Source organism: Flavobacterium oncorhynchi (assembly GCF_002217355.1).
In the GTDB taxonomy this organism is placed as follows: Bacteria; Bacteroidota; Bacteroidia; order Flavobacteriales; family Flavobacteriaceae; genus Flavobacterium; species Flavobacterium oncorhynchi.
In genome coordinates, this window is the sequence record NZ_MUHA01000004.1 from 29,016 (window position 1) to 50,977 (window position 21,962).

General features: G+C 34.0%; 21 protein-coding genes and 3 tRNA genes. 10 read left to right on the plus strand and 14 right to left on the minus strand.

The features are described 5' to 3' along the window. Positions 1-26: 26 nt before the first annotated feature. From B0A75_RS02685 to nirB, 4 genes are all read right to left on the minus strand, one after another. Positions 27-1,835 (minus strand): PAS domain-containing sensor histidine kinase, encoded by a 1,809-nt coding sequence (locus B0A75_RS02685; RefSeq protein WP_089052756.1) that lies wholly within the window; start codon positions 1,833-1,835, stop codon positions 27-29. 9 nt (positions 1,836-1,844) lie between these two features. Continuing rightward, the gene (locus tag B0A75_RS02690; RefSeq protein ID WP_089052757.1) at positions 1,845-2,429 is read right to left on the minus strand and encodes a DUF4202 domain-containing protein; all 585 of its coding nucleotides are present in this window, start codon (positions 2,427-2,429) and stop codon (positions 1,845-1,847) included. 238 nt (positions 2,430-2,667) lie between these two features. Next, positions 2,668-3,045 carry a nitrite reductase small subunit NirD gene (nirD, locus tag B0A75_RS02695; RefSeq protein ID WP_089052758.1) on the minus strand — a complete coding sequence of 126 codons (378 nt, stop codon included), beginning with the start codon at positions 3,043-3,045 and terminating at the stop codon, positions 2,668-2,670. 370 nt (positions 3,046-3,415) lie between these two features. Then, positions 3,416-5,929 (minus strand): nitrite reductase large subunit NirB, encoded by a 2,514-nt coding sequence (gene nirB, locus B0A75_RS02700; RefSeq protein ID WP_089052759.1) that lies wholly within the window; start codon positions 5,927-5,929, stop codon positions 3,416-3,418. Positions 5,930-6,196: 267 nt separating this feature from the next. Between nirB and B0A75_RS02705 the strand changes: the two genes are divergently transcribed. Beyond that, positions 6,197-6,976 carry an META domain-containing protein gene (locus tag B0A75_RS02705; RefSeq protein WP_089052760.1) on the plus strand — a complete coding sequence of 260 codons (780 nt, stop codon included), beginning with the start codon at positions 6,197-6,199 and terminating at the stop codon, positions 6,974-6,976. Positions 6,977-7,170: 194 nt separating this feature from the next. Here B0A75_RS02705 and B0A75_RS02710 read toward each other — a convergent pair whose 3' ends face one another. After that, positions 7,171-8,457, minus strand: coding sequence for a DUF2130 domain-containing protein (locus B0A75_RS02710; protein ID WP_089052761.1), 1,287 nt, complete (start codon positions 8,455-8,457; stop codon positions 7,171-7,173). A gap of 358 nt (positions 8,458-8,815) precedes the next feature. Continuing rightward, positions 8,816-9,697, minus strand: coding sequence for a LysR family transcriptional regulator (locus tag B0A75_RS02715; RefSeq protein ID WP_089052762.1), 882 nt, complete (start codon positions 9,695-9,697; stop codon positions 8,816-8,818). Positions 9,698-9,957: 260 nt separating this feature from the next. Between B0A75_RS02715 and B0A75_RS02725 the strand changes: the two genes are divergently transcribed. Further along, positions 9,958-10,665: a class I SAM-dependent methyltransferase gene (locus B0A75_RS02725; RefSeq protein WP_089052764.1), complete on the plus strand. Its 708-nt coding sequence runs from the start codon at positions 9,958-9,960 to the stop codon at positions 10,663-10,665. Positions 10,666-10,784: 119 nt separating this feature from the next. Here B0A75_RS02725 and B0A75_RS02730 read toward each other — a convergent pair whose 3' ends face one another. The 3 genes from B0A75_RS02730 to B0A75_RS02740 form a co-directional block, all read right to left on the minus strand. Next, complete coding sequence (locus tag B0A75_RS02730; RefSeq protein WP_089052765.1) at positions 10,785-11,063, minus strand: putative quinol monooxygenase; 279 nt, start codon at positions 11,061-11,063, stop codon at positions 10,785-10,787. Between the two features lie 2 nt (positions 11,064-11,065). Continuing rightward, positions 11,066-11,668: an NAD(P)H-dependent oxidoreductase gene (locus B0A75_RS02735; protein ID WP_089052766.1), complete on the minus strand. Its 603-nt coding sequence runs from the start codon at positions 11,666-11,668 to the stop codon at positions 11,066-11,068. A gap of 284 nt (positions 11,669-11,952) precedes the next feature. After that, complete coding sequence (locus B0A75_RS02740; protein ID WP_089052767.1) at positions 11,953-12,939, minus strand: aldo/keto reductase; 987 nt, start codon at positions 12,937-12,939, stop codon at positions 11,953-11,955. A gap of 119 nt (positions 12,940-13,058) precedes the next feature. Between B0A75_RS02740 and B0A75_RS02745 the strand changes: the two genes are divergently transcribed. Then, a complete protein-coding gene (locus B0A75_RS02745; RefSeq protein WP_089052768.1) occupies positions 13,059-13,904 on the plus strand; it encodes an AraC family transcriptional regulator in 846 nt (281 codons plus the stop codon). Between the two features lie 93 nt (positions 13,905-13,997). Here the strand turns inward: B0A75_RS02745 and B0A75_RS02750 are convergent, their stop codons facing one another. Together B0A75_RS02750 and B0A75_RS02755 are read right to left on the minus strand one after the other, a co-directional pair. Continuing rightward, positions 13,998-14,759, minus strand: a complete 762-nt coding sequence (locus B0A75_RS02750; RefSeq protein WP_089052769.1) for a C40 family peptidase — start codon at positions 14,757-14,759, stop codon at positions 13,998-14,000. Between the two features lie 74 nt (positions 14,760-14,833). Continuing rightward, positions 14,834-16,012: an acetyl-CoA C-acyltransferase gene (locus B0A75_RS02755; RefSeq protein WP_089052770.1), complete on the minus strand. Its 1,179-nt coding sequence runs from the start codon at positions 16,010-16,012 to the stop codon at positions 14,834-14,836. Positions 16,013-16,250: 238 nt separating this feature from the next. Here B0A75_RS02755 and B0A75_RS02760 point away from each other — a divergent pair. The 7 genes from B0A75_RS02760 to B0A75_RS02790 all read left to right on the plus strand — a co-directional run bounded on the left by B0A75_RS02760 (position 16,251) and on the right by B0A75_RS02790 (position 19,567). Next, positions 16,251-16,334 (plus strand) — tRNA-Ser (locus B0A75_RS02760). Between the two features lie 15 nt (positions 16,335-16,349). Next, positions 16,350-16,424, plus strand: a tRNA-Pro gene (locus tag B0A75_RS02765). Positions 16,425-16,460: 36 nt separating this feature from the next. Continuing rightward, positions 16,461-16,534, plus strand: a tRNA-Arg gene (locus B0A75_RS02770). A 316-nt stretch (positions 16,535-16,850) separates the two neighbouring features. Beyond that, a complete protein-coding gene (gene modA, locus B0A75_RS02775; RefSeq protein ID WP_089052771.1) occupies positions 16,851-17,621 on the plus strand; it encodes a molybdate ABC transporter substrate-binding protein in 771 nt (256 codons plus the stop codon). After that, positions 17,621-18,025, plus strand: coding sequence for a TOBE domain-containing protein (locus B0A75_RS02780; RefSeq protein WP_089052772.1), 405 nt, complete (start codon positions 17,621-17,623; stop codon positions 18,023-18,025). Before modA ends, B0A75_RS02780 begins: the two co-directional genes overlap by 1 nt. Continuing rightward, the gene (gene modB, locus B0A75_RS02785; RefSeq protein ID WP_089052773.1) at positions 18,018-18,692 is read left to right on the plus strand and encodes a molybdate ABC transporter permease subunit; all 675 of its coding nucleotides are present in this window, start codon (positions 18,018-18,020) and stop codon (positions 18,690-18,692) included. Before B0A75_RS02780 ends, modB begins: the two co-directional genes overlap by 8 nt. Next, positions 18,692-19,567 (plus strand): ABC transporter ATP-binding protein, encoded by an 876-nt coding sequence (locus tag B0A75_RS02790; protein ID WP_089052774.1) that lies wholly within the window; start codon positions 18,692-18,694, stop codon positions 19,565-19,567. Before modB ends, B0A75_RS02790 begins: the two co-directional genes overlap by 1 nt. A 201-nt stretch (positions 19,568-19,768) precedes the next feature. Here the strand turns inward: B0A75_RS02790 and B0A75_RS02795 are convergent, their stop codons facing one another. The 3 genes from B0A75_RS02795 to B0A75_RS02805 are packed head-to-tail and all read right to left on the minus strand — an operon-like array spanning position 19,769 to position 21,657. Next, on the minus strand, positions 19,769-20,338 hold the full coding sequence (locus tag B0A75_RS02795) for a hypothetical protein (RefSeq protein WP_089052775.1): 570 nt from the start codon (positions 20,336-20,338) through the stop codon (positions 19,769-19,771). Continuing rightward, positions 20,325-20,819, minus strand: coding sequence for an RNA polymerase sigma factor (locus B0A75_RS02800; RefSeq protein WP_089052776.1), 495 nt, complete (start codon positions 20,817-20,819; stop codon positions 20,325-20,327). Before B0A75_RS02800 ends, B0A75_RS02795 begins: the two co-directional genes overlap by 14 nt. Before the next feature lies 1 nt (position 20,820). Next, positions 20,821-21,657 (minus strand): alpha/beta fold hydrolase, encoded by an 837-nt coding sequence (locus B0A75_RS02805; RefSeq protein WP_089052777.1) that lies wholly within the window; start codon positions 21,655-21,657, stop codon positions 20,821-20,823. Positions 21,658-21,962 lie beyond the last annotated feature (305 nt).

Genomic DNA, 21,962 nt, shown 5'->3' on the forward strand with positions numbered 1-21,962 from the left:
TATAATTATCTAATTGACTAATTTTCTCATTTGAGAATCGGAATATTAAAGGTAATCCTTGTTCCTTCGCCAAGAATTGATTTGATGAAAACACGCCCATTAATGTATTGGATTCTTTCTTTCATAAACAACAAACCCATTCCAGATTCGCTGTTGCGTTTTTTGTCGACAGCATTGATGTCGAAACCTTTTCCGTTATCGTCAATTATAATGCTTAACAAAGTTTCACTGTGAGAAAGTTGAACAATGATATGGGACGATTCGGCATATTTTATGGCGTTGTTTATAGCTTCTTGAGTTAGGCGATAAATATTGATTTCGATTAAAGAATCTAATCGTTGATTGAAATCGGTTTTGTTGTAGAAAAGAATTTCTTTTCCTGTTAGTTTTGAAAGTTCCTGCGTAAGTTTTGCCAAGGATGAAACAATGCCGTGATCACTTAATTCAGGAGGCATTAAATTGAAAGTTGCTGTACGGACGCCTTTTATAATGTCTAGTGAAAGTTTCTTTAGATACTCAATTTTTTGTTCTGATTTTTCTCTGTCATCTAAATTGATACTTTCTAAGCTAAACTTTAAACCAGTCAGCATTTGACCAATTCCGTCATGAATTTCTTTGGCGATTCGGTTTTGCTCGTTTTCTTGGTTTTCGACGATTTTGCTTGAGATAATCTTTTGCTGATTGATTTTTTCAGTGCTGTTTTCAAGATTCAAACGTTCGACCTCGCGTTGTGCTTTTTTGCGCTCGGTAATGTTAAAACAGACAATTAAAAGTTCTAATTCGTCTTTTTTAATCATAACGGGAACCATCGAAAGGTCAAGCCAAATCTCAACATTTTCTTTGGTAACAATTTTAATTTCGCCTTGCCAGCCGCTTCGTTGTTTTTCGAATATCAGTCGATCAAAGTTGATTTGTTCTTTTTCGTCTGCTGTTAAAACTTCAGAAAACTTCTTGTTGGATAAAAACTTGGTGTAATTCAGTAGTTTAGCAAATTTTTCGCCAATATGTATGATTGAACCATCAGGTGCAATTCGGCAATAGAGCAATGTGTTTTCCATTGCATAATTAAGCGACTTTAATTCTTTAACCGAATTTTCCTTGATTTCGCTTAGTATTTCAGTATCGTATGCGAGTTTTAACGCTTTCTTTTCAGAAGATAAAAGTTTGGCAATTAATCGTTCAATTTTTTTATTGGTTGGTCTAAAAATGAAAAGAAACTCTAAAAGCAATACCAAAAGTGTAAACCCGAAAATCCAGTATTCAATTCGGCGTTGTTCGGTTACTTTTTCGTGCGCTTCGAGATCGTATTGACTTACAATCTGATTCATTTTAGAAAGAAAAATGCCTTCGTTTTCTAAAATTATAGTTACTAATTTTTGATTTTCGGCTGCTTGCTTTTTCTGTTTTAAATTCAATAAAAAAGAATCAGTTGTATTTGCAATTTTATTGAAAATCGGATTGATTTCAAGATATAATTTAGAAAGTGTTTCTGATTTTTCTTTTGGAAAGGCTAAGCTGTCACTTCCGTTTTGGAGTGCATTTTGGTTTTTTTTCCAAAGTGATAAAACGTCATTTAAATGCGAAATTTGTTTTGCAGAAGCGTTTTCAGAAACATACTGCAGAATCAGAACTTCTTTTACGATTTTCTGACTCAGCATTCGTTGTTTTCCTGAAAAGTTTATGATTTTAGAATCGCTTAATTGCTGATTCAGATTGTATTGCACTAAAATCTGACTGATAATTATAGTTACCGCAATAGTAAGAAGCGCAAAAAAATACAGTCGTCGTAAATTTTTGAAAGTGATTTTGTCTTCTTCCTGATTGCTTTTCTTCATAAAGTCAGTTTACAATCCTAAAGATGCTTTTATAAGATTGAGATTTTCTTCAGAATAGTTGATTTTTAAGGCTTCCTGATGTCCTTTATCCGACATTTTATCCCAGGTTTTTTTGATGATGTTTTTTAGTTTTTCTTCATCGTGTTTATGAACAAAAGGATCTAAGTAATATTCTAAAAACACAAGACAGATAACATCTTCTAATAATTGTGTTTCGTGATCTTTTTTAAGTAATTTTTTCTCTATTAAAAATGAAACGCGATCTATAAAAGTTTCATCGTAGCCTGCTTTTACTAGAATTTCGGCAGTTGTTTTTGCATGGAATTTTTTAAGTTCTTCTCTCCATTTCAAATAACCAACGCGATCCATTGGGTACGATTCGCGGGCAACTTTCCATCGGCAGATGTGTTGTGCTTTTGACGCAATTTGAATTTCTTCAGATGCATTTGGTTCGAACTGCATCAATCTTTCGTACATCCTGTTTGAATACAATAATTCTTTTGGATATTCTTTGTTTTGGTGAGTTTCGATGTTTGGATCCTGTGCGTTTTCAGCATCAATCCATTCGCTTGCTTTTTGAAAAGGTGTAGTCATTTTTTGGTTTAATAATAGATTTCAAAGATACGTAATTAAGTTTTTTTTCGCCACGAATTTCACGAATTAGCACGAATTATTGTTTATGTTTTTTTGCCACAGATTAAAGGATTTTTTGGATTTAATCTTGTGTATTTTTTTTTTGCCACGAATTTCACGAATCTCCACGAATTAAATTAGTGTAATTTGTGAAATTCGTGGCAAACAATTTTAATTATTTTAATCTGTGGCATATAAATTAGTCTGCAAATCCAACGAAAACTTCATTTTCGACAATCTTAATTGGGTAAGTTGCAATGCTATATTCTTCGCCGTTTAGATTCGAGCCATCAACTAATGAAAATGTTTTTTTATGCATTGGGCAGGCGATTTTCGGGATATCATCGGCAGAACCTGTCATTCCTCTTGAAAGTACCATTTCCATTTTGTGAGGGCAGGCGTTTTGACAAGCGTACCATTCGTTTCGACGGGCAAAATTAAAAATCGCAATCTGTTTGTTTTTGTATTTAATACAGCCGCCGCGATTGGTTGGAAAATCTTCTACTTTACCTGCTTTGAACCAAATTGTTGCATCGCTCGCATGAACTGTTTCGTATTGATTTAAGATTTCTTCCATTTTGATTGAGTTTTGATTTCCTGTTTCTTAGCCCTCTTTTTACAATCAAGAGAGTTTGATGGCGCAGTAAAAAAGAGGGTAAGAAGGACAGCAAACGTTTAATGATTTTTTCTTTTTTTTGGAGCTTTATGGTGTTTTGCCACAAAGGCGTAAAGACGCTAATTCTTTTTTTAATCTTTCTAATCCTTTAATCTGTGGCTTTTATTTTAAACACATAGAAACATAGATTTTTTTGCTTTTTGTTTGAGAAATAGAAAATTAAAAGAAACTAGTTTCTAACACATAGCTATACGTGTTTATGCAAGTTAAACGCCTTTATTAAGTTTTTAAAATCTATGTCTCTATGTGTTTAAAAATTTATGTCTTGAATTTACAACCAAGCTTTTGGCATTTTTTGATCTCTTAGCGGAACAAAAACAGCATTGTCGTCTTTTTCTTCTGAGTTTATAAAGTGATTGAAACGTTTTAATAATCTTGGTTTTTCTAGAACTTGTTTCCATTCACATTCAAAAGTGTTTACTAAAGCTTGCATTTCAGTTTCTAAAGTTTCACAGATTCCTAAACTGTCTTCAATAATTACTTCTTTCAAATATTCTAAACCGCCATCTAATTTTTCTAACCAAGTTGATGTTCGAATCAGCGGACCGGCAGTTCTGATGTAATACATTAAAAATCTATCCATGTATTTGATTACTGTTTCTTTATCGATTTTTTCAGCTAATAAAACGGCGTGTTTTGGGTTTGCACCGCCATTTCCAGCGATGTATAAATTCCATCCGTCTTCAACCGCGATTAAACCGAAATCTTTTCCTCGGGCTTCGGCGCATTCGCGAATGCAGGCTGAAACACCGCCTTTTAGTTTATGCGGAGAACGAATTCCTTTGTATCTGTTTTCAAGTTCGATGGCAAATCCAGCGCTGTCGTCCATTCCGTAGCGGCACCAAGCGTTTCCAACACAGCTTTTTACGGCACGAAGTGATTTTCCGTAGGCATGACCGCTTTCAAAACCATTATCAATTAAGATTTTCCAGATTTTAGGCAAATCACTTAAATGAGCTCCAAATAAATCGACTCTTTGAGCTCCGGTAATTTTAGTGTATAAATCGAATTGTTTTGCGACTTCGCCAATCACAATTAATTTTTCAGCAGTGATTTCACCGCCGGCAACTCTTGGCACAACAGAATAAGTTCCGTTTCGTTGAATGTTAGCCAAAAATCTATCGTTTGTATCTTGAGTGGTTACGTGTTTATTTGCTGTATCATTGTAAATACTTGAAAAAATTGATGCTACAACTGGTTTGCAAATTTCGCAGCCGTCGCCTTTTCCGTGGTGATCTAAAACATCGTAAAAATTCTCATATTTATTTATTTTTACCAAATCGAATAATTCTTGACGATTATAATTAAAATGTTCGCAAATGACTTCTTTTACTTCTTTTCCTAAAGATTTTTGAGTGGCTTTTACCAAATCGGAAACCATTGGTTTACAACCTCCACAGCCAGAAGTTGCTTTGGTTGCTTTTACAACATCAGAAAATGTAGTGCAGCTTTCATCTAAAATTTTACAGCAGATCGCGCCTTTCGTTACATTTTCGCAAGAACAAATTACGGCTGTATCTGGCAAATCCATAACACTTCCTAAACTTGAGCCTTCAGAGCCATCGCGAGTACCTAAAATCAAATCTTCTGGATTTTTTGGTAATGCCATTGCGTTGCTGTAAATCTGGAAGAGCGAATTATAATCACTTGAATCTCCAACTAAAATGCCGCCTAAAAGCGTTTTAGAATCTTTGGTAACGTTGATTCTTTTGTAAACACCGCTTAGTTTATTTTCATAAATAATGGCTGTTACATTTTCATTTTCGATAAAAGGATCACCAAAACTCGCCACTTCAACACCAATTAATTTTAATTGTGTTGACATATCGATGGTTTCTCTCATGGTTTTATCTCCATTTAAGATTTGCTCGGCGGCAACATCGGCCATTTCGTAACCTGGAGCAACAAGTCCGTAAATGTTTTGATTGTAAAGCGCCGCTTCTCCAATCGCATAAATAGAAGGATCTGATGTCTGCATTTGATTGTTTACTACAATTCCACCTCTCACGCCGACTTCAAGTCCTGAAATTCTAGCCAATTCGTCGCGAGGTTTAATTCCTGCAGAAATAACCAACATGTCTACTTTTAGTAATTCATCGTTGGCAAACATCATTCCGGTTATACTTTCTTTTCCGTCGATATATTGTGTTGCTTTGTTAAGATGAATTCCAATGTTTAATTCTTCAATTTTAGATTGAAGCATATCGCTTGCGCCTTGATCTAATTGCCTTGGCATCAAACGCGGAGCAAATTCCACCACATGCGGATTCAGTCCCAAATCTCTAACGGCTTTTGCTGCTTCAAGACCTAATAAGCCACCTCCTAAAACTGCCGCTTCGGTTGCGCCTTTTATTTTTATTTTTTTGGCGTAAGCCATAATCGCATCAAGATCTTCGATGGTTCTGTATACAAAAACACCTTCCTTTTCAACTCCGTCAATTGGAGGAACAAAGGCTGATGAACCTGTAGCTAAAACTAAGTAGTCGTACGTATGTGTTTTTTCTAAATGTGTATGTATTGTTTTTTCGGTACGATTAATATCTGTAATTAACTCTGATGTATTGAGAATAATATTGTTTTCTGTGTACCAATTGCTTGTCGATAAAGATAAATCATCAGCTGTTTTTCCTCCAAAGTATTCACTTAAGTGAACGCGATCGTAAGCGCGCCTTGGTTCTTCACCAAATACAGTGATTTGATACTTTTCCTGTCCTGATTTTGCAATGAATTTTTCACAAAATTTATAACCAACCATGCCGTTTCCAACTACTATTACTCTAATCATGATTTTTTTAATTAAGTATTACTACGCAAATATAAGTATTTATACTTATTTAAATACGTAAAATATTTATTTTTTAAGTAGATATAGATTTTGTTTGCTACGTATTTTACCGTAATGTATTACGTAGTCTAGGTTTTTGGTAAATTTAAAGATTGTCAATTATTTCAAATTTGAAAAGATTCTAAATAGCGATTTCAAAAAAAAGTCGTAAATTCATAAGAATTTTATAGGTGTTTTAGTAAAAAGCACATTCCAAATAGAGATATTATGAAAAAAATAATACCACTTTTGCTTTTACTGTCTTTGATGGTGAGCTGTAAAACTTCAGCAGGCAAAAATTCAGAGACAAAAGAAACTGCTCAACAAGGAGTAAATCAGGACGATTTGAACTATTATTTTAAAGCAACTGGAAATGAGCCATTTTGGGGAGTTAAAATAGGAAATGATAATATTGTTTTTACTTCACTAATTCCGGGTAAAGAGAGTATCACTTTTCCTGCAGTTGATGCAATCAGGGCTATGGATGCCAATGTGAAAATGTATAAGGTAAGCAATGATAATGTTTCTGGAATTATTACGATTCAACAGTTAGATTGTCAGGATTCTATGTCTGGAGCGATTTCTCCTTATAATGTAAAAGTCGAAATCAAGAATAACTCTGAATTAGAATTTAAAAAACTCAGTGGATGCGGAAAATATATTACAGATTATCGACTGTATGATATTTGGGTTTTGGAAGAACTAAATGGTTATAAAGTTTTTGCTTCTGATTTTCAAAAAGAAATGCCTAGAATCGAAATTAACTCAACGGAAAATAGATTTTCGGGCTATGGCGGCTGTAATGCTATAAGCGGACAAATTTTTTATGAAAAAGATATACTGCGATTTACAAGAGTTCTTTCGACTCTTATGGCTTGTCCTCAAGGAAATAAAGAAAGTGAGTTTACAAAAGCGCTGCAAAGCACAACTACTTATTCTATAGGTAATAATCAGTTGATTTTGTCAAATCCTTCTGGGAAATTGGCTGTTTTTAAGAAGGTGGATTAGGTTTGTATTTTTGTTTTATCGCATTTTTTGTCATTTCGACGAAGAAGAAATCTCTACGAGAAGCTCTACAAAGATTTGCTTATAGGAACGGAGCTGCTTGCGAAGATTTGCTTCGCCTGTTCGCTATCGCTCGGGTCTCCTTCGTCGAAATGACAATATTGTGTTGAATTCGTTGCTTTAAACGTATTTCTTAATTACTCAAACAATTCCTTAGGCTCTTCATCTTCCTGTTCTCCTTCAACAAAATCTAATTCTAAAGCTCTAACTGTTTGAACTGCATTTCCTGCAATACCACGAATCGAACCATACATTCCTAAGGTATTGTGAACTACTTTCTCGATTTGTTTTTCGCGTTGTTTCCAAATTCGCTGCATAGCTCTTTTTTCAGAATCTAAGTCGCTTTGCATTTGTGTAAAACCTTCAACAATGCCTTCAATTTGCAAACGGAATTCGTTGCTGGTTAAAAAATCATACAGCATCGACATTTTATCGCCTTTGTTTTCTTGTGCCTGAACTGCCTGACTTACTTGAATTAGTGATTGACGTAAAACAGCGGTCAAACCTTTAAATTCTTCATAAGTACAAATCCAGATTCCGTCTCGCATTCCCATTCTTTCCATTCCGTTTGGCATTACTTCGGTCACCAAAACACCAATATTGGCTCTTTTGGTTCTAATGTCATTTTTGAATTTCTCAATCCAAGAAGGTTGAAAGGCTTTTGTTCTTTTGCTTTCGTAGTAAATCGAACCACAGTTTTGCAATTCGCGTGTATTGACAATTTGAAGACAATCGGCACCGTTAGCGCCTTTTTTAATTTCGTCGATAGTGTCAAGCGGAAAATTACTTGCCAGCCATTCTTCAATTGCTAATTCCATTACTTCGCCTTGCAATTGCATAGAACCTTGTTCTTGCTTGCGTTTCATTTCTTCGATCAACTTTTTTTGATCGTCAGATTGTTTTTGGTATTCTTTTATTTTCAGTTCGTTTTTCTCTTCTTCTTGTTTGCGAATTTTATCGCGTTCCAGAACTAAAGTAGCGTTTAACTGCTTTTGTGCTTCGGCTTCGATTGCTTCTTTCATTTCCAGTTTTTCACGCTGAAGTTTTGCAATTTCGCCTGTCATTTTATTCAATTCACGAAGTTTTTCTGATTTTTCAGAAAGCTCTTTTTCCATCAAAAGCATGCGATCTTTATTTTCTTCTTCGAGTTTGGCTTTTAGTTTTTCAGAAATTTCTTTTTCAGCAGTCTTTTTTTCGCGCTCCAAACGTTCGGCAAAAAGTTCATTTTCTTGTTTCTTTTTGGCTTCAAATTCGGTTTTGGCTTTTTCGAATTGCTCGCTTTTTAATTCCAGTTCTTTTGCCTGAGCAGCAGCTTTTTGTTGAAATTCTTTACGGATACTATCTTCTAACTGATGTTTTAAGATGTCGTTTACGTCGATATTTTCTCCGCAGTTCGGGCACTGAATTGAAGATTGCTCAGCCATTTTTGTATTGATTTTATTTGGTAGAATTATAATTTGCTAAGGTATTTAAAAGTTCTCTTTTTATTGTTGGGAATGCTGTGATAAATTGTAACGATTTTTTTATAGCCACGAATTGCACTAATTTTCACGAATTGTTTTTGAATTAATCTCGCAAAGACGCAGAGGCGCAAAGTTTTTATTTAGAGTTTTTCCGAATAGTTTGTCATTTCGACGAAGGAGAAATCTCCACGAGAAGCTCCACAAAGATTGGCTTGTAGGAACGGAGCTACTTGCGAAGATTTCTCCTTCGTCGAAATGACAAAAATGAGAGAAAATCCTCTTAATGTTTTTAATCTGTGGCTTGAAAAAACTTAGCGTCTTAGCGACTTTGTGTCAACAAAAATTCAACAGCAGATCTTGTGATTTCAGAATCAGCTTCTTTTGAAGTTATAATCGAAACATTTGTAAAAAGATTCACTTTTTTTAATTCAAGAAAACCAATTTCAGGATCTTGATTGTTTTTTGCAATGTTGGATGGAACAATCGAAATTCCTAAGCCATTTTTGACTAATTGTACTATAGAATTTATGTTGTTCGCTTCATGAATGATCTTCGGCGTAAAGCCATAAAAGGCGCAAAGTTCTAGTAAAACTTCATGATAATGCGGCGCGTAATCTTTATTGAAGAACACAAAAGTCTCATCTTTTAAGTTCAATATCTCTTTTTCAGATTTCAATTGAATGTTCTTTTTATTAAAGACAAGTGAAAATCCATCCTTAAACCATAAATGAGATTGTATTTTTGGTGATTTTATTGGTGAACGAATAATTCCCATTTCGATTTTTCCTTGTTCTAAAGCGTCGATTTGTTTGGTTGTGGATACTTCAAAAAGTTTAAAATTTACATAAGGGAATTGTAATTTTAAATGCTTTATTAATTCTGAAATAACAGCTGAGTAAATCGAGCTGATGTAGGCGATTCTGAATTCGCCCGAGACATTCTTGGCAATCTTTTTTGTTTTTATAGAAATACGTTCCAAATTCTGAAAAAGGACTTTTACTTCTTTTTCGAAATATTTCCCAGCTTCCGTTAGTTCTACTTTTTTATTGTTCCGAATGAAAAGCTTCGCTTGAAGTTCTTCTTCAAGTTCAATAATTTGGCGACTTAATGGCGGCTGCGAAATAAAAAGTTTCTCAGAAGCTTTGGTAAAGTTCAGTTCTTCGGCTACAGCCAAAAAGTATTTTAAGTGACGTAATTCCATGATACTTTTAAAGTATTGATGATTGATAAAAATAGTATTTTTAAAGTATTTATAAAAGAGATAGTTTTGGAAAAAGAAAACAGAACTCTCTCGCAGATGTACTTTGCTAATTCGCTATCGCTCGGGTTTCAGATTGAGCAGATTATTAGTTTAGATAAAATCATTTTAACTACAATATTCCGATCAATAATAGCAAAAAGATTCGCTCAATCTGTTCCCGATAGCTATCGAGACTGCGAGAGATTTAAAAAATATAGACTATGAAAAAATCAACTATTGCAGAAATCAAAGAACGATTTGATAACGATGTCGAACGATTTTCGAATTTAGAAACGGGACAATTGTCTACTATTGATGCTAAAATTTCGTTGGAATTAATTACGGAAGCTTCTAAAAGAATTATTCCAAATGCCACTCATGTTTTGGATATTGGCTGCGGTGCAGGAAATTATACTTTAATGATGTTGTCTAAATTACCAGATTTAAATTGCACTTTGGTCGATTTGAGTTTGCCAATGTTGGATAAAGCTTTTGAAAGAGTATCAGCAGAAACAAAAGGGAAAGTAGAAATCAAACAAGGTGATATTCGCGAAATTGATTTAAATGAAAATAGTTTTGATATTATTTTGGCGGGAGCAGTTTTGCATCATTTAAGAGATGATCAGGATTGGGAAACTACTTTTACTAAAATATTCAGATTATTAAAACCGGGCGGCTGTTTTATGATTTCGGATTTGATTACACAAGACACGGAATTGTTGAACGAATACACCTGGCAGCGCTATGGAGAATATTTGGAAGGAATAGGAGGGGCGGAATATCGTAATAATGTATTTGATTATATCGCAAAAGAAGATACGCCAAGATCAATGAATTATCAATTGGATTTGATGAAAAAAGTGGGTTTTAAAAGCGTCGAAATTTTACATAAAAATATGTGTTTTGGAGCTTTTGGAGGGATTAAGTAGTTTTTTATTGCCTCGAATTGCTTCGCCTGTTCGCTATCGCTCGAGTCACGAATCTATTCTTTAAAATTTATGCACAGAGCAATTAAAATAATTCGTGAATTCGAGGCAGAAAAAATATCTTATAAAACCTGTGCAGTTTTGTAAACCTGAATTGGAGCGGCAACAAAGGTTTCGCTTTTAGTAATGAAATCTTGTAAATGAGATTGGTTGTTATGAAGATCTAAGCCGGTTTGATCTTTCCATTCTTCCCAAATAATAAAAACATTTTCGGCATGATGAAGATCGTAGCGCACGCATGCAGCTTCTTTTCTAGTTTCGGTAACTAGGTCATTCAATAAGCTGTGAAGCTGTTGAGTGTTTTCTTTCTTGCTTTTTATAATGGCAGTTATAGATATCATGGTTATATGGTTTTGAAAATTTCTGCTAAGTGGTTTGTGTATTCAGATTTAAAGATACTAATATTTTCAGATGTAGCACCTTTTTCGACATCATGAAAATGAAATCCGTCGAGTTTTTGCATTCCCACAAATTTGTTCATTTTATGAAAACCAAACATAGCACCATCATCCACAGAAGTTTCTTCGAAAAATTCTCCCGGAAGTGTAAAAGCAGTTGCAGGCGCATTCCAACTTGTAGTCAGCATATATTTACGTCCATGTAAAAGTCCGCCGGTTCCGTAATTAATGTCCGGATTTGTTCTGGTTCTTCCGTCGCTTTTGTAAATTCCTTTATTGTGTCCAGCAGTGAAAACATCGTCGATGTATTTTTTGAAAAGATTTGGCAATTGAAACCACCAAACAGGTGTATGATAAACGATTACATCTGCCCAAACGAATTTTTCTACTTCTTCGTTAAGGTCGATTTCTTGTTTGATGTCAGTTGTTTTTATTTCGTAGTTTTTACTTTTTAAAAACTCAATTGTCCAGTCTGTAACGGTTTCATTGAATTTTCCGCCTGAATGAGCGAAGTTTTGACTTCCGTTGATAATAAATATTTTTTTCATTTTTATATGATTGTTTCTTTTGAAAATGGATGCGTGAGGGATTGAGGCGGTATCCTTTTATGAAGCGATAGCGGAATAAAAGATATAGCCGAAAGCCCGATTCGCCGCGGCGAACACGCCCAAATTCTAATTATTTAAATTTTGAGATTTTTTAAAACACATAGAAACAGAACTCTCAAAGTTTGTCATTCCTCGGAATGACAATATTGTGCTGACTATGTTTGTTAATGCAAGTGAAACGCCTTTTATGCGCAATAAAAACTATGTTCCTATGTGTTTAAATATTATTTTATTTTAGCAATTGCCTGATTAATAAAATCTAGTTCTGCAGCCGATAAATCAAAATCCATTGCTTTTGCGTTTGAGATGGCTTGTTCAGCGTTTCTTGCGCCAGCCAAAACAATTGAGATTCCTTTTTGTAAAGTAGTCCAGCGTAAAACTAATTGTGAGATCGAAATGTGTTTAGAATTGGCTAATGAGCTTAATTCTTCTACTAAAGTTTTTACTTGTTGAATATCAAATTTTCCAAAATAACCATTACGATGATCGTTTTCTTTTAATTTGCCGTCTGTAAAATATTTTCCTGTAAGCAAACCTCTTTCCATTGGGCTGTATGCTATGATTCCGATATTTTCTGCAATTGTAAATGGAAGTAAATCTGTTTCAATGCTTTTGTTGAGCATGCTGTATGCAACTTGATTGGATGCGATCTGAACTGTTTTTTGTGCTTCCTGAATTTGAGAAACATTATAATTACTTACTCCAAATGCTCTGATTTTTCCTTGTTGAAGTAAGGTTTCAACGGCTTCCATTGTTTCGGAAATTGGTGTGGTTGAATCTGGCCAGTGAATTTGCAATAAGTCGATATAATCTGTTTGAAGACGTTTTAGACTTTCTTCAATTTCTTTTATGACGTTTTCTTTTGATGAATATTTGTAGACAGGAATTTTTTTGCCATTATCGTCGGCATCAAAAAAGAAATCGCCTTTTCCGTTATTGCTTCCATCCCAAACTAAGCCGAATTTAGTTAACAATTGTACTTTTGAACGATCGTAAGATTTTATAGCTTCGCCAATCATTTCTTCGCTTAAGCCAAATCCGTAAAAAGGAGCAGTGTCAATTGTTGTTACGCCGTGATCGATAGAAGCGCGAACAGAGTCGATTGAATCTTTCTTTTCGTTTCCGCCCCACATGTTTCCGCCAATCGCAAATGCGCCGTATGTTATGGTTGATAATTCTAGTTGAGAGTTGCCTAATTTTCTATATTCCATGATATTAAATATTACGTTTTACAAATTTTTGACAAAATTATACCATTTTTTTGAGTGTAAAATTGTATAATTTTGTCTTTTTTAGGTACATTTGCAACTTCAATAGATTCTTTAAGATTATGAAAAAAGAAAATTTATATGAACCGTTTACGGTTTCTTTTGAAACATTGGATGAATATCCAGATGTTGGGGATCGCCACAATTTCTTTGAATTGGTTTACATTTTGAGCGGAACGGGAAGACAGTGTATCAATAAAAATATCTTTGAATATGATGCTGGACATATGTTTTTATTGACACCTGAGGATTGTCATAATTTTACTATTGAAACGAAAACGAAATTTTTCTTTTTGAGATTTAATGATATTTATTTGAAGAATTCGAGTCTTCAAAATGAAAACATTCAGCGTTTAGAATATATTCTGCAAAATGCAAATCATCAACCAGGTTGTATTTTAAAGAATGATGCTGATAAGTGTTTGGTTAAGGTAATGATCGAAGCGATTTGCCGCGAACACAATGATAAAGATGTTTATAATCAGGAATTGATTCAACAATTGGTAAATACTTTAATCATTATTGTTGCCAGAAATATTGCGAAATATTTACCGGAACAGGTGAATGTGGGAACTGAAGCTAAAGCAATGGATATTTTACAATATATTCAAACGAATATTTATTATCCTGAGAAAATAAAAGCAGAATCTATAAGTGATTATTTCGGAATTTCGAATACGTATTTAGGACGTTATTTTAAGAAACATGCCGATGAAACGATGCAGCAATATATTAGTAATTATAAAACAAAACTGATAGAGCATCGTTTGCAATTCAGTGATAAGCGCATTAACGAAATTGCATATGAATTTGGCTTTACGGACGAAAGTCACTTTAATAAATTCTTTAAAAAACAAAAGGGCAATAGTCCGTCAGAGTTTAGAAAGACGATTCGATTGAGTGCATAAACACGGATTTCACGAATTTATACTATTTTTTTGCTACCGATTACACTGATTAAAAGGATTTTTAATTTTTGATAATTAGTGCAATTCGTGTTTTTAAATGATTTTTTTGATTACTCTAAGTTTATGAGTGTGTTTGTTTATTTCGGGATTGTAAATTCCGGTATGATCTAAACGATCGATACGGACTTTTCCACTTGCGTGAATGATATAGTTGTTTTCCATAATGATTCCCACATGAGTAATGTTTCCTTCATCATTGTCAAAAAAAGCTAAATCTCCGGGTTCACTTTCTTCAATAAAGCTTAAAGGTTCGCCTTCTAGTGCTTGTTGAGAAGCGTCGCGATGAATTTTGTATCCGTTTAGTTTGTAAACCATTTGTGTAAAACCAGAACAATCTACTCCAAAAGGTGTTTTTCCGCCCCATAAATAAGGTGCGTTTAGATACATAAAAGCAGTATTTATAAGTGCGCTTTTGGGTTTTATACCGCTGGTTTTTGTTCCTTCAAAATCAAAATTGGAGGTGTTGATTTCGTTATTGTTTAAAAACGTTAACGAAGCACCAAGCGGAATTGGCAGTAATAAATTGTTTGGAGAAGTGATATAATCAATTAAATCAGCGTTTAGAATAATGGCTTCTTTACTTAATTGATTGTAGTTTTCTTCAGAAATTACCTGATATTGTTTTGAATCTACCCAGCCTTCATAATCATCGAACTGAATTTTTATGCGCGCCCATTGCTTTTGGCGTTCTAAAATTTCGATATGTTCGCCAAACAAAAGTTGTGTAACGATTTCACTTCTGTCGCTAGGCTCAGATCGAACGGGTACTATGGCAAGATTGCAAATTCCGAACATTTAGGGTAATTTATAAGTTTAAAAAAATTAGGAGTCAAAAGTAGTTAATAACTCCTAATTTAAAGTATTATTATTTAAGCTCTTTCGATAACAATTGCTGATGCGCCGCCGCCGCCGTTGCAAATTGCAGCAGCTCCGATTTTAGCATTGTTTTGTTCTAAAACATTAATTAAAGTTACAATAACACGTGCTCCAGAGCAGCCAAGCGGATGTCCTAGTGAAACAGCGCCACCGTTTACGTTTACTTTATCGTTATCAAGATTTAAGATTTTTGCATTGGCTAGACCAACAACAGAAAAGGCTTCATTGAATTCGAAATAGTCAACATCTGAAATTGAAACTCCAGCTTTGTCTAAAGCTTTTGGTAATGCTTTTGCAGGACTTGTAGTAAACCATTTTGGTTCTTGCGCTGCATCTGCATAGCCTTTTATATAAGCTAAAGGTTTTAAACCTAATGCAATTGCTTTTTCTTCAGACATTAAAACTAAAGCAGCGGCACCATCGTTTATAGTTGAAGCGTTTGCAGCAGTTACAGTTCCGTCTTTTGTAAAAACAGGGCTTAAAGATGGAATTTTATCTAATTTTACATTAGTGTATTCTTCATCTTTATAGAATATAATTGGTTCGCCGCGTCTTTGTGGAACTTCTACGGGAACAACTTCATTATCAAATTTTCCAGCATCCCAAGCTTTTGCACTTCTTTCATAAGATTGAATAGCAAAGTTATCTTGTTCTTCACGGCTGATTTTGTATTCAGATGCGCATAAGTCAGCGCAAACTCCCATTGCGTTGTTATCGTAAGCATCTGTTAAACCATCTTTTTGCATTCCGTCCAGCATTGTTGCAGGACCAAATTTGTTTCCAGTACGCATTTGCACGTAATGTGGAATCAAACTCATGCTTTCCATTCCGCCGGCAACTACGATTTCGGCATCACCGCAAGCGATTGCCTGCGCACCAAACATTACCGCTTTCATTCCAGAAGCACAGACTTTGTTAACTGTTGTGGCAGCAACTTCTTCTGATAATCCTGCAAAAAGGGCAGCTTGACGAGCTGGAGCTTGTCCAACACCAGCTTGGATTACGTTCCCCATGAAAACTTCATCAACTAATTTTGGGTCTAGGTTAATTTTTGAAAGTGCGCCTTTAATAGCGGCAGCGCCTAATTTTGGTGCGGGTACGGTAGATAACCCACCCATGAAACTTCCGATAGGTGTTCTAACGGCAGAAACAATCACAACTCTTTTGTTCATTTTCTGTTAATATTAGTTATCTAGCAAATTTACTGTTTATTTGAATAAATTCAAATTTTGCGTCAATTCGATTGGATTTTAAATTTAAGATGAAATTTTTGTTAATTCTATTCGTTTGATTGTGAAGTGTTTTAGAAAAAAGATTAAAAAAACTTTAAAAAAAGCGCAAAAATAGTTGTGAGATATGGAATGTTGTCTTACATTTGCAACCGCAAAACAGAACACGTTTCTTGAGCTTGGAGAGGTGCCAGAGCGGTAATGGAGCAGATTGCTAATCTGTCGACGGGTAACCGTCGCCAGGGTTCGAGTCCCTGTCTCTCCGCTTAAATTTTGCCTTCGGGGTGTAGCGTAGCCCGGTTATCGCGCCTGCTTTGGGAGCAGGAGGCCGCAGGTTCGAATCCTGCCACCCCGACTTTTTTTGAGAGTTTTTTTATAAAAATCTTATTTTGGTTCCATAGCTCAGCTGGATAGAGCAACGCACTTCTAATGCGTAGGTCGAAGGTTCGAATCCTTCTGGGATCACAACAAAAGCCACTCAATTTGAGTGGCTTTTTTGTTTTGTACCATTTATCGAAACCTGAAAATTGTTCTTTTAGAGATCAACACTAAAACCTGTGGACTAGCAATTAAGTATAAGTATAAGTATAAGTATAAGTATAAGTATAAGTCAATCTGAAAAGAAAATAGTCTACATTTCAAACGGAGAGAAAGGGATCGTTTAAAGTTATTAGGAAGATTTCGATTATTTGGACTGATAATTTTACTCTTAAAAACAAATTAGATTTTTCTACTCTGCCTTAGAATACTTACTTTTACAATACTAACAGAACAATTAGAGATGAAAGCTAGTAAAAGACATTTGTTTATTGTAACAGCATTTTTAGTATTGACATTTGGAATTGTACGAGGACAGGAAAAAATTACAATTGTAGCGGCAGCCAACTTAAAAATTGCTCTGGACTCGATAAATACCGTTTTTAAAATTCAAAATCCAGGTATAAATACACAGATTACCTATGGCGCCTCAGGAAAGTTCTTTGAGCAGATTTCTAACAGTGCTCCATTTGATTTATTTTTCTCGGCAGATATGGATTATCCCAAAAAATTGGAAGAGAAAAAATTGATCGGTTCTAAAATTAAAATGTATGCAACCGGAAAATTGGTGATTTGGAGCAAAAAAATAGATCCGAATAAAAGCAAAATAAACAGCCTTCTAAGCGCAGATATTCGCAAAATAGCCATTGGAAATCCTGCAACTGCGCCTTATGGAGAAAAAGCAGTTGAAAGTTTGAAATTTTATAAAATTTATGACAAAGTAAAAAGCAAACTCGTTTTCGGCGATAATATTACTCAAGCCACTCAATTTATCACAACTGGAAATGCCGATATTGGAATCACTGCCTTATCGCTTGTTCTAACTCCAAATATGAAAAGAGAAGGAGGAAAGTACTATATTATTCCGCAAAAGAGCCATACACCGCTAGAGCAGGGCTGCGTAATTTTGAAAAATGCAAAAGGAAAGGCCGGTGCGGTCAAGTTTTATAATTTCATATCTTCAAAGAAAGCAATTGCTATTCTAAAGTATTATGGATATGATACAAAAGCATAATGAATATACTAAACGGAATCATATCGCAAATTCAATCTCATGAAGGTATTTCGCTCGTGAGAGTACAATCAAATAACGTTACTTTTTCTACAATTGTTCTCGATACACCAGAAACGTCTGATTACTTAAAAATAGAGAATCCTGTCAAAATTATTTTTAAAGAAACGGAAGTAGTAATTTCTAAAGATTTAAATCCAAATATTAGTACGCAGAATAAACTTTTGTGCCACATTGAATCTATTCACAAAGGAGTGATTTTGTGCCAGATTAATTTGATCAATGAGCAGCAGGTTATAAAATCTATTATAACAAGAAATGCTTGTGAACAATTAGATTTAAAAGAAAATGATACGGTATTGGCTTTAATAAAAACAAACGAAGTAAGCTTGTCTGCACATGATTAATTTAGAACCCATATGGCTTACGGCAAAACTGGCTTTGATTACCACAATAATACTTTTTATTGTGGCAATTCCGCTTTGTTATTGGTTGTCTTATAGCAGGTTTCGGTTCAAAGCGGTTATTGAAGCCCTGATAAGTCTGCCTTTGGTTTTGCCGCCTTCGGTTTTAGGTTTTTATCTTTTAATAGGTTTTAGCCCAGAAAATGCCTTTGGAAAATTTTTATCTGATTATTTTGATCTTCGATTGGTGTTTACTTTTCAAGGATTAATTTTAGCTTCGGTTTTATACAGTTTGCCTTTTATGGTAAATCCTATTTTGTCAGGATTGAAAAATTTGCCGCCTGCACTTCAGGAAGCTTCTTTTACTCTTGGGAAATCAAGGTTTGTAACTGTTACAAAAATTTTACTGCCCAATATACAAACATCGTTACTTACTGGAATTATAATGACTTTTGCACATACAATAGGGGAGTTTGGCGTAGTTTTAATGGTGGGAGGAAGTATTCCTGAAGAAACCAAAGTCGTTTCGATTGCCATTTACGAAGAAGTAGAATCGATGAATTATTATAACGCCAATGTCTATGCGGGAATTTTGTTTGTGTTCTCTTTTCTTATTTTGCTTACTGTTCATTTAATTAATAATAAATCAAGAAAAACTACACTTTATTAATGATACAGTTTAAAGCCTATAAAATGCTTCAAACCGCTGACGGCGAACTGCCGTTGGATGTTTCTTTGACTTTTGAAAAAGGTCAGTTTATTGCTATTTATGGTAATTCTGGAGCAGGTAAAACCACTATTCTTAGAATATTAGCAGGACTTATTGAAGCAGAAAAAGTGCAGATAAAAGTAGGGGATGAAGTTTGGGATGATTCTTTAAAAAAGTTCCATCTTCCAGTTCAAAAACGTTCTATAGGATTCGTTTTTCAGGATTTTGCTTTATTTCCGAATCTGACGGTTAAAGAAAATTTGGAGTTTGCGTTATCTAAAAACGATTCAAAGGAAATTGTTACTGAATTAATAGAGCTGATGGAATTGGAGTCGCTACAAAACAGTAAACCGCAAAATTTATCAGGAGGACAAAAACAGCGTGTAGCGTTGGCAAGAGCGATTGTTCGTAAACCAGAGATTTTGTTGTTAGACGAGCCGCTTTCAGCCTTAGATGATGAAATGCGATTTAAGCTTCAGGATTATATTTTAAAAATTCATCAAAAATATAAATTAACTACTTTGATGATCAGCCATTCGGCAGCCGAAATTTTTAAACTTTCGGATAAGGTAGTCGTTATCGACAAAGGTAAAATTACTAAGCAAGGAACGCCGAATGAGGTATTTGCTGAAAAGAAAATAAGCAGTAAATTTCAAATAACGGGAGAAATAATCAGCATTATAAAAAGTGATATTATTTATGTTGTACAAGTGTCGTCAGGAAATAACATTATAAAAGTCGTCGCGACAGAAGATGAAATTGTAAATTATAAAATAGGGCAAAAAGTGCTTGTGGCCTCAAAAGCTTTTAACCCAATTATTCAGATTTTATCCTAAAAAAAAAAACGCAGCTGATTAATTGGAATGAAAATGCTCTTTCTAAATTCATAACAAAAGCCACTCATATCGAGTGGCTTTTGTTATATATATTTATCAAAACATGAAATTGTTCCTTTTGTTGAATGTAAAATCTGTACAGTGACAAAAAGTATAAGTTTCTTTAAATACTAGAATTCTAGTTAATTTAGAATAGTAGTTTTAAGAAATGTTTTTTAAGAAACCTAAAAGCTGTATTTCTCTTTTTATTATTCTTACCATAAATAATCCAAAAAGCATTAAAAAAACAAATCCGCTTATCACGATATAAAGGTAAAAACCGCTAGACAAATTTTCTTTAAAAACGGGTAAAAGAAATGTAAAACCAACAACATAAGTAAGGTAGATTATTGGTGTGCAGATGTAGTGGATTTTTTTTCTCCATTGGTAAAATTGAGAAGCCAATTTACTGTATTCAATTAAGGTCGTGTCCGTTTTTAAGTTTTCCAATTTTTTCACACTAATCCATTCTAAGAGTACACGAAATAGGAGCATTGTGATCATAATGCACAATCCAAAATTGAATAGTGTTTGTTTATAAGCACCTACCCAAATATAATAATAGATCAATATTACTGCGGTCAGACTCAAAATTATTCTAGTCCAAAAATGATTGCGTTTAATTTTTTTAGTGTGAGCCTCAGCTTTTTTAATAATATCTTCGGCTGCTGGCTTTATATTGGATTCTGCTTGCTGATTCCAAATATTTTGTAATTCTTCAAATGTTTTCATTTTGTACACATTGAGTTAAACTTTTCTTGATTCGGTGGATTCTAACACGAAGTGTTTCTTCGGTTATTCCTATTACTTTTGATATTTCGGGATATTCTATTCCGTCTAAAGTCATCAGTATGATCATTTTATTTGTTTCTTCAAGCTTTTGTATGCATTGATACATTTGTTGAAGCTGTTCGTCTTTTTCGTTTGAGTAGGTTTCTGTAACGAGCTGGGGCAGGCTTTCTGTTCTAATTTCTTTTTTAGAAGATGATTTTCGTAAATAAAGAAGACAAGTGTTTACCGTAATTCTGTAAATCCAAGTGCTTATGCTGGATTCATTTCGGAATGTGTCTAATTTTTCCCATACCTTAATGAAAATTTCTTGAGCAGCATCAGAAGCCAGTGAAATATCTCCACAAAAATAACCTTTGCACAAACGAAACACTTTATTATAATGTTTGTTGTATATATCGTTAAATTGTTCTTTTTCAGCCACCTTATTGTATTTCTAGTTTTACTTTTTCTATAAACCACTCTGGTTGATCATACATTACAAAATGAGCCGAGTTTGCAGCGTAATAAATTTTAGCGGCTGGCAGATTTTCATACTGAGCTTTATATGTGTTTTGTACTGTATTAAGATCTGGATTTGTTGCAGCTAAAATTACTACTGGAATTTTAATTTTGGCAATTTCTTTACGTAAGTCTAAATTAAGCATTTCGATATAACCATAAACATAGGTTTTTCTATCGGCAGCATTCATCCATTCGTTGATCGTTTTTTGCTTTTCTTTGTTCAAACACATATAAGAAGTCGATTGTGAATTCATTGCGCTAAATGTTTTTTGATCCATAGCCAGCAACATTTTGCTTTGCGGATTATCATAAGGAATTGTTTCTCCTTTGTAATTAGGAATCATTAAAGCTGCACTTGAGGGTAAGGCATCAACAATAATTAATTTTTTGAATAAAGTAGGTTCTTCAGCAGCTAACCATAAACTCAAAGTGCCGCCCAAACTATGACCAATTAAGGCAGCTTTTTTTAATTTTTTAGTTTTGACATAAGAAATAATTTGGTCTTTTATTGTAGATAACCACGGATTTTCGATTGGAGGAACATTCCCAAATCCTGCAAAAGTAAAAATGTGACATTCGTAATTTTTAGAAAGTTCGGCTACTGTTTCATTCCAAACTTCTCCTGTGCAGCCAAAACCAGGAAATAATAAAACAGGTGCTCCTTTTCCTTTTACATCTACCTTAAAAGCGGTTTGAGAAAAAACAGATTTTGAAGCAAGAAGCATAAATGCGATAATTAAAATTGATTTAGTTTTCATAACGTTAAGTTTTAAAGTTTACCTTTTGATGCAGTGCTATATTATTTGTTACCTCAAAAAGGACGTTTTTTTTAAAATAAATTGCAATAGCGCATAAATAGGCGCTTAACGAATGAAAAAAAATGTAATAATGGTTTTAATTAGCTGTTTTATAAGTGATTATTCATGTTGTTTAGCTAAACAATCTGAATTAAAAAAAACTAAGATTTTAGGAATGAAAGTGTTCATTTAAGCAATAAATACTGCCTTTTTGCAAAATCATTAATAAAGGAAGCAGTCGAAGTAGCATTGTGAACAAAAATATA

Bases quoted from the DNA above. Each gene is read 5' to 3' on its own strand.
- B0A75_RS02685 (WP_089052756.1), bottom strand. From the start codon at position 1,835: ATGAAGAAAAGCAATCAGGAAGAAGACAAAATCACTTTCAAAAATTTA.
- B0A75_RS02690 (WP_089052757.1), bottom strand. From the start codon at position 2,429: ATGACTACACCTTTTCAAAAAGCAAGCGAATGGATTGATGCTGAAAAC.
- nirD (WP_089052758.1), bottom strand. From the start codon at position 3,045: ATGGAAGAAATCTTAAATCAATACGAAACAGTTCATGCGAGCGATGCA.
- nirB (WP_089052759.1), bottom strand. From the start codon at position 5,929: ATGATTAGAGTAATAGTAGTTGGAAACGGCATGGTTGGTTATAAATTT.
- B0A75_RS02705 (WP_089052760.1), top strand. From the start codon at position 6,197: ATGAAAAAAATAATACCACTTTTGCTTTTACTGTCTTTGATGGTGAGC.
- B0A75_RS02710 (WP_089052761.1), bottom strand. From the start codon at position 8,457: ATGGCTGAGCAATCTTCAATTCAGTGCCCGAACTGCGGAGAAAATATC.
- B0A75_RS02715 (WP_089052762.1), bottom strand. From the start codon at position 9,697: ATGGAATTACGTCACTTAAAATACTTTTTGGCTGTAGCCGAAGAACTG.
- B0A75_RS02725 (WP_089052764.1), top strand. From the start codon at position 9,958: ATGAAAAAATCAACTATTGCAGAAATCAAAGAACGATTTGATAACGAT.
- B0A75_RS02730 (WP_089052765.1), bottom strand. From the start codon at position 11,063: ATGATATCTATAACTGCCATTATAAAAAGCAAGAAAGAAAACACTCAA.
- B0A75_RS02735 (WP_089052766.1), bottom strand. From the start codon at position 11,668: ATGAAAAAAATATTTATTATCAACGGAAGTCAAAACTTCGCTCATTCA.
- B0A75_RS02740 (WP_089052767.1), bottom strand. From the start codon at position 12,939: ATGGAATATAGAAAATTAGGCAACTCTCAACTAGAATTATCAACCATA.
- B0A75_RS02745 (WP_089052768.1), top strand. From the start codon at position 13,059: ATGAAAAAAGAAAATTTATATGAACCGTTTACGGTTTCTTTTGAAACA.
- B0A75_RS02750 (WP_089052769.1), bottom strand. From the start codon at position 14,759: ATGTTCGGAATTTGCAATCTTGCCATAGTACCCGTTCGATCTGAGCCT.
- B0A75_RS02755 (WP_089052770.1), bottom strand. From the start codon at position 16,012: ATGAACAAAAGAGTTGTGATTGTTTCTGCCGTTAGAACACCTATCGGA.
- modA (WP_089052771.1), top strand. From the start codon at position 16,851: ATGAAAGCTAGTAAAAGACATTTGTTTATTGTAACAGCATTTTTAGTA.
- B0A75_RS02780 (WP_089052772.1), top strand. From the start codon at position 17,621: ATGAATATACTAAACGGAATCATATCGCAAATTCAATCTCATGAAGGT.
- modB (WP_089052773.1), top strand. From the start codon at position 18,018: ATGATTAATTTAGAACCCATATGGCTTACGGCAAAACTGGCTTTGATT.
- B0A75_RS02790 (WP_089052774.1), top strand. From the start codon at position 18,692: ATGATACAGTTTAAAGCCTATAAAATGCTTCAAACCGCTGACGGCGAA.
- B0A75_RS02795 (WP_089052775.1), bottom strand. From the start codon at position 20,338: ATGAAAACATTTGAAGAATTACAAAATATTTGGAATCAGCAAGCAGAA.
- B0A75_RS02805 (WP_089052777.1), bottom strand. From the start codon at position 21,657: ATGAAAACTAAATCAATTTTAATTATCGCATTTATGCTTCTTGCTTCA.